At 72.8% G+C, this 12613-nt stretch carries 11 protein-coding genes; 2 read left to right on the forward strand and 9 right to left on the reverse strand.

Annotation, left to right across the window (positions count from 1 at the left end; genetic code table 11):
* Both ABZ193_RS41340 and ABZ193_RS41345 read right to left on the reverse strand, forming a co-directional pair.
* On the reverse strand, positions 1-1347 hold a 1347-nt coding region (locus tag ABZ193_RS41340), incomplete at its 3' end, for a hypothetical protein (RefSeq protein ID WP_354714209.1).
* Between the two features lie 40 nt (positions 1348-1387).
* Positions 1388-2020: a hypothetical protein gene (locus ABZ193_RS41345; protein WP_237334705.1), complete on the reverse strand. Its 633-nt coding sequence runs from the start codon at positions 2018-2020 to the stop codon at positions 1388-1390.
* On the opposite strand from ABZ193_RS41345, the gene ABZ193_RS41350 reads away from it, so the two are divergent.
* A complete protein-coding gene (locus ABZ193_RS41350) occupies positions 2013-2375 on the forward strand; it encodes a hypothetical protein (RefSeq protein ID WP_354714211.1) in 363 nt (120 codons plus the stop codon). The two genes, ABZ193_RS41345 and ABZ193_RS41350, sit on opposite strands and share 8 nt — an antisense overlap.
* Positions 2376-2639: 264 nt before the next feature.
* On the opposite strand, the gene ABZ193_RS41355 is transcribed toward ABZ193_RS41350, so the two are convergent.
* Together ABZ193_RS41355 and ABZ193_RS41360 are read right to left on the reverse strand one after the other, a co-directional pair.
* On the reverse strand, positions 2640-4235 hold the full coding sequence (locus ABZ193_RS41355; RefSeq protein ID WP_354714213.1) for an MDR family MFS transporter: 1596 nt from the start codon (positions 4233-4235) through the stop codon (positions 2640-2642).
* Positions 4232-4807: a TetR/AcrR family transcriptional regulator gene (locus ABZ193_RS41360; protein WP_020419816.1), complete on the reverse strand. Its 576-nt coding sequence runs from the start codon at positions 4805-4807 to the stop codon at positions 4232-4234. The genes ABZ193_RS41355 and ABZ193_RS41360 overlap by 4 nt, the downstream gene beginning before the upstream one ends.
* A 123-nt stretch (positions 4808-4930) precedes the next feature.
* Between ABZ193_RS41360 and ABZ193_RS41365 the strand changes: the two genes are divergently transcribed.
* Complete coding sequence (locus ABZ193_RS41365; RefSeq protein ID WP_354714215.1) at positions 4931-5632, forward strand: alpha/beta hydrolase; 702 nt, start codon at positions 4931-4933, stop codon at positions 5630-5632.
* A 57-nt stretch (positions 5633-5689) separates the two neighbouring features.
* Here ABZ193_RS41365 and argG read toward each other — a convergent pair whose 3' ends face one another.
* From argG to ABZ193_RS41390, 5 genes are all read right to left on the reverse strand, one after another.
* Positions 5690-7147 carry an argininosuccinate synthase gene (argG, locus tag ABZ193_RS41370; protein WP_020419814.1) on the reverse strand — a complete coding sequence of 486 codons (1458 nt, stop codon included), beginning with the start codon at positions 7145-7147 and terminating at the stop codon, positions 5690-5692.
* 160 nt (positions 7148-7307) lie between these two features.
* The gene (locus ABZ193_RS41375; protein WP_354714217.1) at positions 7308-8459 is read right to left on the reverse strand and encodes a VWA domain-containing protein; all 1152 of its coding nucleotides are present in this window, start codon (positions 8457-8459) and stop codon (positions 7308-7310) included.
* Entirely contained in the window at positions 8456-10642 is a 2187-nt protein-coding gene (locus ABZ193_RS41380; protein ID WP_354714219.1) for a DUF5682 family protein, read from the reverse strand. The genes ABZ193_RS41375 and ABZ193_RS41380 overlap by 4 nt, the downstream gene beginning before the upstream one ends.
* On the reverse strand, positions 10639-11718 hold the full coding sequence (locus ABZ193_RS41385) for an AAA family ATPase (protein ID WP_027930041.1): 1080 nt from the start codon (positions 11716-11718) through the stop codon (positions 10639-10641). Before ABZ193_RS41385 ends, ABZ193_RS41380 begins: the two co-directional genes overlap by 4 nt.
* On the reverse strand, positions 11715-12613 hold an 899-nt coding region (locus tag ABZ193_RS41390; protein WP_354714221.1), incomplete at its 5' end, for a DUF5691 domain-containing protein. The genes ABZ193_RS41385 and ABZ193_RS41390, both read right to left, overlap by 4 nt.

A 12613-nucleotide genomic window follows, 5' to 3' on the forward strand; every position in this document is an offset into this window, starting at 1 on the left:
CGCCGCGGCCGCCTGCCCGGCACGGCCGAGCGCGCCGAGGGCCTCGGCGAGGACGAGCCGGGCCTGCGCCGCCTCGAAGGGGGCCGAGCACGCGGTGAACAGGTCGAGGGCGTCCTCGGCGGCGCGCCGCGCGGGATCGTGCTCGCCGCCCGCGACGAGCACCTGCGCGCGGACGAGCCGTCCCCGCCCGCGCATGTACGGCGTGGCGAGCGGCTCGATCTGCTGTTCCAGCCGCCCGGCCGCCGCCGCGGCGCCCTCGTGGTCGCCCGCGGCCGCCAGTGTGCGGGCGAGGAGTTCCAGCGCGGGCAGGCGGTCCAGGACACCGGCCTCGTCGAGCCGCCGCAGCACGCGGTCGGCGGCGTCGGCGGCCGCGGTCGGGTCGCCGGCAGCCAGGTCCAGTTCGCCGAGCGCGACGATGGCCTGCGGCAGCGGCAACGCGGTCTCGAACAGCGCCCGCGCCTCGGTGAGGTCGCCCTGCCGCACCCGCAGGCGGCCCAGCCGGACGGCGGTCGGGCCGGCCAGCGCGGGCCGCGTGGTGCTCAAATCGGCCATCGCGTCGAGGAGTTCCTGCTCGGCCGAGCGCCAGTCGCCGCCGGTCGCGAGGACCTCGCCGTAGGCGGTGCGGCAGGCGCCGAAGAAGTGCCTGCCGTGCCACGCCGACGACCAGGTGTGCAGGGCCCGGCACCACTGCTCCGCGCGGGCGAAGTCGCCGACGTCCGCGCACGCCGACACCGTGTGGCACAGCGCCCAGCCGGGGGCGACGGCCTCGGCGAAGTCCTCGCCGACGGCCAGCGCCGCGGACTCGTCGAGGAAGCCGAGTCCCTCGGCGATCGATCCGGACGCGACGAGCGCGCACCCGAGCACCGCGAGCGCGACGACCTCCACGCCGGTGTCGGCGATGCTCCGGGCCAGGTGCAGCGCCTCCCGCGCGAGCCGCTCGCCGGTCACCGGGTCGAAGTGCGCCAGCAGCGCCATGTCCGCCTCGAGCACGACCAGGAAACCCAGCTCGGGACAGGCGCCGGTGACCAGTGCGCGGCCGCGCCGGATCCACGCCGCGGCGAGCGCGTCGTCACCGCGGAAGTCGAGGTGGTCCGAGGCCAGCCACATCGCCATCCGCGCCGCCGCGCGGTCGTCGCCGCGGGCCCGGTAGCCGCGGTAGGCGCGTTCGCGGGCGGTGATCGTGCCCGCCTCGTCGCCCAGCCACCAGGCCGCGCGGCTCAGACCGTCCCAGGCCTCGGGCGTGTCCGCCGCCGACGCCGTGGCGAAGTGCGCGTGCGCCTCGGCCCACGCCGCGCGTTCCAGCGCCAGCCGGCCCGCGGCCAGCGCGTCCGTGGTTGCCGCACTCATCCGGTGCTCCCCGCGTTGGTGGGACCACCGTAGAGCGGAATCAGTTCATCGTCACGGAGAAGTCGGTGACGGTGAAGCGGGCAGGCACGCCGCCGGTGGAGCAGAACTCGATGCCGTAGCCGATCTGGTTGACGGTCGGGTTCGGCGGGATGTAGCCGCGGCCGACCGACCAGTCGATCATCGCCTTGATGTCGATGGCGCCGGAGTACTGGGTGGACTGCGCGACGAAGGCGAGGTAGTCGTCGCCGTCGTACCAGACGTCGTAGGTCACGCCGCCCGCGGTGTAGGTCGCGACCTTCTCCCCGGAGGGCACCTGGTTGTGGTTCTCCGTCCACACCATCAGTTCGGTGACCCCGGGCTGCTGGCCGACGCCGTTGAGCCAGATGTCGTAGGCGACGTTGTAGATCCCGGTGGCGGGACCGCGGCCGGCGAAGGTGGAGGTGATGGTGGAGTAGTCCGACAGCGGGGCGCCGTCGAGGTTGTTGATGTCCTTGTGGACGTTCGGGTAGGTCTTCACCGACGTGGTGTCGGGCTGGGTGGAGTCGACGTACCAGTTGTCGTAGGAGCAGGCGTACAGGGTCTCCGGGCCCGCCTCGTCCTGGTTCCACATGTTGTTGTGCACGTAGTAGCCGCCATTCGACCAGCCGCCGTCGGGGTCGCTGGTGGTGAACACCGGGTCGGTGCAGGTCTCCTCCGGCGCCGGGGTGCTCGCGGCGGAGGTGGCGGACGTGCTCCGGGGCGTCGTGCTGCTGGACTCGCTGGACGAACTGGGTGTGCTGGGTGTGCTGGACGGGGCGCTGGTCGTGCTGCTCGCCGCGGCGCTCGTCGTACTGGGCGCGGGGCTCGCGCTGGACGAGGCGGCCTGGCTACTGCGGGAGGCCTGCGCGGCCCAGGAACTCCCGGGCTCGCAGGCGGTGGCGCTGAGCAGGACCAGGGGAGCGGCGAGCAGCACCGCCGGCAACGTGCGTTTCATGTGCGATCTTTCCGTGTTCCGGTTGGTCCCCCAGCCGAACGGTTCGGAAAGCTAGCACAGATAACGGGAAGATCACATCACCATCACGGGAAAGTGTCCGCTGCGCCACGTCCTCCCTCGCAGCGCGGTGAACACGGAACCACGTGAAGACCTCGCGCACGACGAGATCCTCCTGTCCATGAGCAGGCGGCCCAGTACACCTCGGACAGCCACCCCGCGAAGTCCGCCCCCGGAACAGCCCGCGATCGCCGCCTCGCGCCGGCCCTCGGCGAGTCCAGCGCCGTCTGTGTGCGGTGTTCGACGGCCGCTCGTGAGGGGGTCAGGCGCGGCGTTGCTCGGCCTCCAGGCGTTCGGCCTCCTCGCCGCCGATGGCTTCACCGCGGGCGACCAGTCCCGCCACGTCGGAGAGCGGGATCTGCTTCAGCACCAGCGACAACGCGAACGCGATCCCGATGAACGGCAGCAGGTACCAGAACACCGGGGCGAGTGCGTCGGCGTAGGCGGTCACCACGCCGTCGCGCACCGGTGCCGGGAGCTGGTTCAGCACGGCCGGGTCGAGGGTCGCGGTGGCGGCCGAAGCGTCCGCCGCCGACGCGCCGGCCGCGGTGAAGACGCCGTTGAGGTTCTCCGTCAGCCGCGTGGTGAAGATCGTGCCGAACACCGCCGTGCCGAGCGCCGCGCCGACCTCGCGGAAGTAGTTGTTCGTGCTCGTCGCGGTGCCGATCATCGCCGCGGGCACCGCGTTCTGCACCACCAGCACGACGACCTGCATGATCAGCCCGAGCCCGGCGCCGAACACGAACAGGTACACGCAGATCAGCCAGATCGGCGTGTCCGCGGCGAGCGTGGTCATCAGGACCATCGCCACGGCCGTGATCACCGTGCCGAGGATCGGGTGGATCCGGTACCGCCCGGTCTTCGTGATCGCCGACCCGGACACGATCGAGGTGCCGATCAGGCCGACCATCATCGGCAGGAGCAACAGGCCGGACGCGGCCGCCGAGGTGCCCGAGGACATCTGCAGGAACGTGGGCACGAACCCGATGGCGGCGAACATGCCGAGGCCCAGCGCGAGCCCGATCGCGGTGGCGTTGATGAAGATCCCGTTGCGGAACAGGCTCAGCGGGATGATCGGGTCCGCGGCGCGCTTCTCGGCCACGACGAAGGCCACCGCCGACGCGAGCAGGCCCAGGCCCCACGCCCAGGTCTCCATCGCGGCCCAGCCATGGTCCTTGTCGCCCCCGAAGTCGGTGAAGAAGATCAGGCAGGTGGTGGCCAGCGACAGGGACACCACGCCGGCCAGGTCGATGGGCTGGGTCGCCTTCTTGCTCGGCAGCGTCAGCGCGACCAGCGCGATGACGAACGCCGCGACGCCGACCGGGATGTTGATGTAGAACGCCCACTGCCAGCTGAGGTGGTCGACGAAGAAGCCGCCGAGCAGCGGGCCGCCGACGGCCGACAGCCCGAACACGCCGCCGAGCGGGCCCAGGTACTTGCCGCGCTCGTTGGCCGGCACGATGTCCGCGATGATCGCCTGGGACAGGATCATCAGCCCGCCGCCGCCGAAGCCCTGCAGCGCGCGGAACACCACGAACACCCAGAAGTCGGTGGCGAACGCGCACCCCACGGAGGCGAGGGTGAACAACGCGATCGCGACGAGGAACAGCCGCCGGCGGCCGAGGACGTCGCCGAACTTGCCGTAGATCGGCATGACGATCGTGGTCGCGAGCAGGTAGGCGGTGGTGATCCACACCTGGTGCTCGACGCCGCCGAGGTCGCCGACGATGGTCGGCATCGCGGTCGCCACGATCGTCTGGTCGAGGCTGGACAGCAGCATGCCCGCGATGAGGGCGCTGAAGATGATCCAGATCCGCCGCTGGGTCAGCAGCAGCGGGGCGGGCGCGGTGGTCGTCATGGCGTCCGTTCGGTGTCGGGGGACAGGAGGGTGCGCGCGGCGGCGAGCCGGCGCGTGAGGAGGTCGCCGAAGCTGGTCGTGTTGCCCTCGCGGAGGAACTCGCGCACCGAGGCGCCGGCGAGGGCGCCGACGATCTGCACCGCGGCGGCGGCCCGCAGGTCGCCCGCGGGCAGTCCCTCGCGGCGCTCGACCAGCTCCACATCGGACTGTTCGTCGCGCAGCAGGTACTCGAAGAACTTGGCGAGCAGGCGGGGTTCCCGCTCGACGGCGGCTTGGACCTCGCGGCACTTCTCGACCGTCATGTCGGCGCGCACCCACCGTCCCGCGGTGAGCCGCACCAGGTCGCCGAGCAGGTCGCCGCCTCCGGCCAGGAACTCCTCGACCAGGTCGTGATCGTCCCGGTGCGCGGACCGGCCGAGGACGGCGTCGTCCTTGGTGGCGAAGTAGTTGAAGAAGGTGCGGCGTGAGATGCCGGCCCGCTCGCACACCTCCTCGACGGTGAAGCCGGTCAGCCCCCGCTCGGCGGTGAGCTGTCGCGCCACCGTCGTGACCAGGGCTGCGGTGGCGGCCATCCGCCGAGTAATTGCACTATTCATCTCAAAGTGCATTCTTCCACGCCAGCCCTGTCGTCCGCCAACCGGTTCTGTTATGTTCGGTTGTGCGCAACTCAATTGGACACAACTGGAGGGTTGAACATGACTGAGACGGTGGTCCTGGTGCACGGCGCGTTCGCCGAGTCGGCCAGCTGGAACGGGGTCATCGCCCGGCTGCGGGAGCAGGGGCGCCGGGTCGTGGCGGTGGCGAACCCGCTGCGCAGCCTGGCGGGCGACGCCGAGTACCTGCGGCGGGTGCTGTCCGGGATCGACGGCCCGGTGGTCCTGGCCGGCCACTCATACGGCGGCATGGTCGCCACGGAGGCCGCGGCGGGGAACCCGCAGGTCAAGGCCCTGGTCTACGTCGCGGCGTTCGCGCCGGAGGCGGGGGAGTCGGCGCTCGGGCTGTCCGGGAAGTACCCCGGCAGCACGCTCGGCGGGACGCTCGACTCGGTCCCGCTCGGCGACGGCAGCAACGACCTGTCGATCAGATCGGACGAGTTCCACGGCCAGTTCGCGGCCGACGTGCCGGCGGACGAGGCCGCGCTGATGGCGGCGACGCAGCGCCCGGTGCGTGACGTGGCCCTGTCGCAGGAGGCGACGAACGCGGCGTGGCGCGACATCCCGTCGTGGTTCCTGATCCCGCTTGCGGACAAGAACATCCCGGCGGCGGCGCAGCGGTTCATGGCCGAGCGGGCGGGCGCGCGGAAGGTCGTCGAACTCGACGGCGCCTCGCACGCGGTGGCGGTCTCCGAGCCGGCGGCGGTCGCGGACCTGATCCTCGAAGCGGCGAAGTCCGCCTGACGTGAAACGAAAGGCGGGGCCCGCGCGGAGTGCGCGGGCCCCGCCTTTCCAGGAGCGTCAGTCGTTGCCGGCTTCCAGCGCGGCGTGGTCGAGCAGCTCGACGTCCTCCGCGGCGCCGCCGCGGGAGGCGATCACCTCGGCGCCGCCCTCGGTCATGGCGCCGATCAGGCCCGTCGAGGCAGCCTGGGCGGCGCCCACCAGCTTCGGCTGCTGGACGTCGCCGGTGCCGACCAGGCCGAGGCCGGCGTACTGCTCCAGGCGTGAGCGCGAGTCGGCGATGTCGAGGTTGCGCATGGTGAGCTGGCCGATGCGGTCGACCGGGCCGAACGCCGCGTCCTCGGTGCGCTCCATCGACAGCTTGTCCGGGTGGTAGCTGAACGACGGGCCGGTGGTGTCGAGGATCGAGTAGTCCTCGCCGCGCCGCAGCCGCAGCGTGACCTCGCCGGTGACCGCCGTGCCGACCCACCGCTGCAGCGACTCGCGCAGCATGAGCGACTGCGGGTCGAGCCAGCGGCCCTCGTACATGAGGCGGCCGAGGCGGCGGCCCTCGTTGTGGTAGCTGGCGATCGTGTCCTCGTTGTGGATCGCGTTGAGCAGCCGCTCGTAGGCGGCGTGCAGCAGCGCCATGCCCGGGGCCTCGTAGATGCCGCGGCTCTTGGCCTCGATGATCCGGTTCTCGATCTGGTCGGACATGCCCAGCCCGTGCCGCCCGCCGATCGCGTTGGCCTCGAGCACCAGGTCGACGGCGGTGGCGAACTCCTTGCCGTTGATGCGCACCGGGCGGCCCTGCTCGAAGGCGATGGTGACGTCCTCGGCGGGGATCTCGACCTCGGGGTCCCAGAACCGGACGCCCATGATCGGCTCGACCAGCTCGATGCCGGCGTCGAGGTGCTCCAGCGCCTTGGCCTCGTGGGTCGCGCCCCAGATGTTCGCGTCGGTCGAGTAGGCCTTCTCGGTGCTGGCACGATAGGGCAGGTTCCGGGCCGTCAGCCACTCCGACATCTCGGTGCGGCCGCCCAGTTCGGTGACGAAGTCGGCGTCCAGCCACGGCTTGTAGATGCGCAGGGCCGGGTTGGCGAGCAGGCCGTACCGGTAGAAGCGCTCGATGTCGTTGCCCTTGAAGGTGGAGCCGTCGCCCCAGATCTGGACGTCGTCCTCCAGCATCGCGCGCACCAGCAGCGTGCCGGTGACCGCGCGGCCGAGCGGGGTGGTGTTGAAGTAGACGCGGCCGCCGGAGCGGATGTGGAAGGCACCGCAGGCCAGGGCGGCCAGCCCTTCCTCGACGAGCGCCTCGCGGCAGTCGACGAGCCGGGCGATCTCCGCGCCGTAGGTCTTGGCGCGGCCCGGCACGGAGGCGATGTCGGGCTCGTCGTACTGCCCGATGTCAGCGGTGTAGGCGCAGGGGACCGCCCCCTTCTCGCGCATCCACGCGACCGCTACCGACGTGTCGAGGCCTCCGGAGAAGGCGATCCCGACACGTTCACCGACAGGCAGAGAGGTGAGCACCTTGGACACGGGAACAGTATATGCATGGCGATGCATGATCATGCAATCGGGTGTGGCTGGCGTCTCCGCTCCGGCCCGTGCGGGGTTGGTGAGGCCTCCTAGGTTGCCTCGGCCGCGGCTGCCCGCCGGCTCGCGGCTGTCGCCGAACCTCGCTGGCCGCGTCCCCTCATCAGTCCTCCGCCGCCGCGGTGGGGATGTCGTTCGCTGCCGCCCAGGTGGCCACGTCCTGCCGCTGGACGGCCGCCGCCATGAGGTCGGGGAAACGGTCCGGCGTGCAGGCGAACGCGGGGATTCCCAGGGCCGCCAGCGCGGCCGCGTTCTCGTGGTCGTAGGCGGGCGCTCCGTCGTCGCTCAGGGTGAGCAGGCACACCACCTGCACGCCGTCCGCCTTCAGGGCCTGCGCGCGCTGCAGCATCTCCTTCTCGTCACCACCCTCGAAGAGGTCGCTGATCAGCACCAGCACCGTGTCGCGCGGGGCGTCGATCCGGTTCTGGCAGTACGCCAGCGCCGCGTTGATGTCGGTGCCGCCGCCCAGCTGGACCCCGAACAGCAGCTCCACCGGGTCGGACACCGACTCGGTCAGGTCCGCCACCGCAGTGTCGAACGCGATCACCTGCGTCCGCAGCGACCGGATCGACGCCAGCACCGCCCCGAACACGCTCGCATACACCACCGAGGCGGCCATCGACCCGCTCTGGTCCAGGCACAGCACGATCTGCCTGGACACGCTCGGCAGCCGCCGACCGAAACCCACCAGCCGCTCCGGCACGACGGTCCGCTGCTCGGGCTGGTAGTGCTTCAGGTTCGCCAGGATCGTGCGGTTCCAGTCGATGTCGCCGTGCCGCGGCCGGTTCGTGCGGTTGGCCCGGTGCAGCGCCCCGCCCACCGCCTGCCGCGTCGGCTGCGCCAGGCGCTTCTCCAGGTCCTCGACCACCTTCCGCACCACCGCGCGCGCCGTGTCCCGCGACCGCTCCGGAATGGCCCGGTTGAGCGACAGCAGCGTGCCGACCAGGTGCACGTCCGGCTGCACCGACTCCAGCATCTCCGGCTCCAGCAGCAACTGGCGCAGCCCCAGCCGCTCCATCGCGTCGCGCTGCATCACCTGCACCACCGAGCTGGGGAAGTAGCCGCGGATGTCGCCCAGCCACCGCGCCACCCGCGGGGACGACCCGCCGAGCCCGCCACGGCGATCCTTTTCCTTGTCGTACAACGCTTCCAGCGTGGCGTCCCGCCGGGCGTCCGCACCGGACAGCGACACGCCGGTGCCGTCGGCGTCCTGCCCGCCGAGCATCATCCGCCACCGCCGCAGCCGTTCACTCATCCCAGCAGCTCCAGGATCCGCGGCACCACCAGCGCCGCCCGCTCGTGGTCCAGGTCCTCGTCCGCCGCGCGCGCCCCGGCCGCGCCCTCGCCGCGGTCGATCCGCCGCACCCGCAGCCCGATCTCCCGCCGCTCCGGCGCGCTGAACTCGGCGAACGTCCGGCGCAGCAACGGAAGCAGGTGGTCGAACACCTCCTCGCCGACCCCGGTGGCCCACCGGTCGACGATCTCCAGCAGCTCCGGCTCGTGCACCAGCAGCGCCGCCTCACCGGACAGGAACCCCTCCAGCCACCCCGCGGCCTGGGTCGCGTCCGCGGCGACGGAGAGCTGCCGGGACAGCCTGCCCGCGGCGTCGGCCACGTCCAGCAGCCCGGCGTCCAGCAGCAGCCGCACCGCGCGCCCGGCGATCAGCCCCGGCACGCCGAGCCGGTCGGCCACCGTCCGCAGCGCGCCGTACCAGACCTCCCGCAGCTCCTGCTGGTCGAGCAGCCCGATGCCCCGCTGCACACCGTCCACCAGCTGCCGCACCTCACGGCCGGCGTCCTCGTCGAGACCCGCGCACGCGGCGGGCAGCCCGACGGCGATGCGCGTGACCACTCCGCTCAGCACCCGCTGCACCAGCTCGGTGTCCGCGCGGCGCACGTTGCCGTAGCGGCGCACGCGCGCCATCGGCTCCACCGCCGCCATCAACCGCGTGGTGTCGTGCTGGCGCGCGGCCCGCTCGTCGAGCGCCGCGAGCACCCCGGCCAGCGCTTCCGGCAGGTCCGCGGTGAGCGTGTCCTCGACCAGGACGCTCAGCTCGGCGATGTCGGCCTCGGCGGCCCGCTGCGCCACCACCGCCGTCGCCGCGGAGTCGATGGTCGTGCCGTAGCCGCTCGCCTCGATCAACGCGACCGCCAGGTCCGGCCGCCACTCCAGCACCCACGACTCCCGGAACGTGCCCCGCGTGCGCGCGGTCTCCGCGGGCTCGCCCCACCGCACGCCGAGCAGCAGCAGCCGGTGCAGCAGCTTGCTGCGCTCCAGGTGGGTCGGCGTGCGCAGGTCCAGGTCCAGCTGCTGCTCGGCCGCGCTCTGCTTGAGCCGCAACCGTTTCCGCGTCGCCTCCAGGTCCTTGGCCAGTGGCACCATCGGCGTCTCGGCGGGCACCCGCCCCAGGATGTCGCCGACCAGCAGCTTGCGGGCCACCAGCCGCATCGGGATGTCCGACCCTCCACACAGGACGGCCTGGCAGGCCTCCAGCACCTCGGGCAGCCCGGGGTGCGGGCGGTTGCGCAGCACGGCCAGCGCGTCGGCGAGCCGGACGCCTTCGATGACCGCGGCCGGGGACACGTCGTGCTGCTCGCGGCGCAGCAGATGCGCCACCCGCACCATCCATCGGCCCACCGCCTCGTCGTGCGCGGTGGTGAACAGGTGGTGGTACCAGCCGGGGGAGGAGATGCCCGCGCCGTAGCCGCTGGCCCTGGCCAGCCGCGACGACGTCCACGGCACCCAGGTCGCCGCGACCTTCGTCGTGCGCAGTCCCTTGAGCAGCCGGTTGTCCGCGGCCTGCGACGGGAACTCCGCGGGCACCAGCACCGGCGCGTGCCAGGCGCCGCACACCACCGCGATCGTGCCTGCCCCGCCGCGGATGACCGCCCGCAGCACCTTCCGCATCGCCGCTTCCCGCCGCTGCGTGCGCAGGTCCGGCACGTGCCCTTCGCGCAGCGCGCGCATGGCGTCGAGCAGCGCGTCGAACACCTCGAGCCCGTGGTAGCGCAGTTCGACCGCGTCCTCCCACCAGCGCTCCGGATCGTCGTACCCGGCGGCTTCGGCCAGCGTCGCGATGGGATCGATCGGCGGTTCCGCGTCCGGGTCCTCGGCATCCTCCAGCACCAGCGCGACGTTCGCGGGCAGGTCGAGGAACCGCACCTGCCTGCCGTGCTCCAGCGCCCACCGCAGCGCCACCCACTCCGGGGAGAACACCGCCATCGGGTAGAACGCGGCCGTCGCCGGGCGGTCGGCGGCGTAGACCAGCCCGGCGACCGGCGGGCGCATGCCCGCGGCCGCGGCGAGCGGGGCGACGGAGTCCAGCTCCGGCGGCCCCTCGATCAGCACGACCTCGGGGTCGAGCCGGTCCAGGGCGTCGGCGACCGCGCGGGCCGAACCGGGCCCGTGGTGCCGGATGCCGAGGACGTGAACGCTCACACCAGTTCCCGGCACGCGCGGTAGAGGTCGGACCACGGCTTGCGCTCGCGCACCACGGTCTCCAGGTACTCCTGCCACACGATCCGGTCCTGCACCGGGTCCTTGACCACCGCGCCGTGCAGGCCGGCCGCCACGTCGTCGGCCCGCACCACGCCGTCGCCGAAGTGCGTCGCCAGCGCGATCCCGTTCGTCATCACCGAGATCGCCTCAGCGGTGGACAGCGTCCCTGACGGCGACTTGATCTTCGTCCGCCCGTCGGTGGTGACCCCGTCGCGCAGCTCGCGGAACACGGTCACCACGCGGCGGATCTCGTCCACGTTCTCCGCGCCGGCCGGCAGCTGCAGCGACCGGCCCAGCTGCTCGACCCGCAAGCGGACGATCTCCACTTCGGACTCGGCGTCGTCGGGCAGCGGCAGCACCACGACGTTGAAGCGGCGTTTCAGCGCGGCGGACAGGTCGTTCACGCCGCGGTCGCGGTCGTTGGCCGTGGCGATCACGTTGAACCCGGCGAGCGCCTGCACCTCGCTGTCCAGCTCCGGGATCGGCAGGGTCTTCTCGCTGAGGATCGTGATCAGCGCGTCCTGCACGTCGGACGGGATGCGGGTCAGCTCCTCGATCCGCGCGATGCCGCCGGTCTCCATCGCGCGCAGCACCGGGCTGGCGACCAGCGCCTTGGGCGAGGGGCCCTCGGCGAGCAGGCGCGCGTAGTTCCAGCCGTAGCGGATCGCCTCCTCGGCGGTGCCGGACGTGCCCTGCACCAGCTGGGTGGAGTCGCCGGAGATGGCCGCGGCGAGGTGCTCGGACAGCCAGGTCTTCGCGGTGCCGGGCACGCCCAGCAGGAGCAGCGCGCGATCGGTGGCGAGCGTGGCGATCGCGACCTCGACGAGGCGGCGCGAGCCGAGGTACTTCGGCGTGATCGGGGTGCCGTCCGGGGCCTCGCCGCCCAGCACGTAGGTCGCGACGGCCCACGGCGACAGCTTCCAGTTGGGCGGTTTGGGCCGGTCGTCGGCGGCCGCGAGGGCGGCCAGCTCGTCGGCGTGCTGCTGCTCGGCGTGTGCTCTCAGCACGTCGGTCATGTGAACTCCTGCCGGATGGTCGCTCGGATGGTCAGCGCGTGGGCGATGCCGCGCAGGGTGCGCGCGGTGGGTTTGTGGTCGGTGCCGAGGGCGAGCAGCCAGTTCTCCACGGCGGCGAGCGCGGCGGGGTGCAGGTGCTCGGCCATCGCGCGGGCGGCGAGCCGCAGCACGGCCTCGGCCTTGGCGGTGCGCAGCCGCGCGACGATTTCGGTGGAGAACTCCGCGGGCCACGGGCCGGGCGCGGCGGCGAGCAGCGCGCCGAACCGGGCGTCGAGTTTCCGGCTGCCACCGAGGATTTCCGCGGCGGTCGCCGGGGTGAGCGCGGCGATCAGCTCGGGGGTCGGCTGGTGCCGGGCCAGCGCGGTGAGCCACTGCTGGTCGCGCTGGCGCAGCGCGGCTTTCGTCCAGCCGAGGAGGACGTCGTGGCCGGCCTCGGGGATCCAGTCCGGGGCCCAGGCGGCCAGCGGGGTGGCGGCGAGGATCTGGATCAGCCGGGACGCGCCGCGGCCGAGACCCGGTTCGCGGTGGTCGGTGACGCCGTCGCGGCGGGCCGCGTCGTCGGGTTCGCCGGGCAGGTCGAAGGCGCCGCGGCCCTGGTGCAGCCGCCGGGCGCGCTCGGCCATGCGCTGGGCTCGGGCCGAGCCGGGCAGGTGGTCGAGCAGGGCGGTGGCGGCGGCGCGGACGGTCGCGGCTCGGTCGTCGAGGGCGCGTTCGAGCAGCGGCTCGTCGTCGCCGGACAGGCCGGTGCGCAGGGTGTCGAGGAACGCGGCGCGGGTGGCGGCCGGCTCGTCGGCCCAGGTTTCCTCGACCAGTTCGCGCGCGCGGCCGGGCGCGGTGGCGCGCAGGTCGGTCAGCAGCGCCACCCGCTCGGCGCGGGTGCCGGTGGCGAAGCGCT

The organism is Amycolatopsis sp. NPDC006125 (genome assembly GCF_040614195.1).
In the GTDB taxonomy this organism is placed as follows: Bacteria; Actinomycetota; Actinomycetes; order Mycobacteriales; family Pseudonocardiaceae; genus Amycolatopsis_E; species Amycolatopsis_E tucumanensis.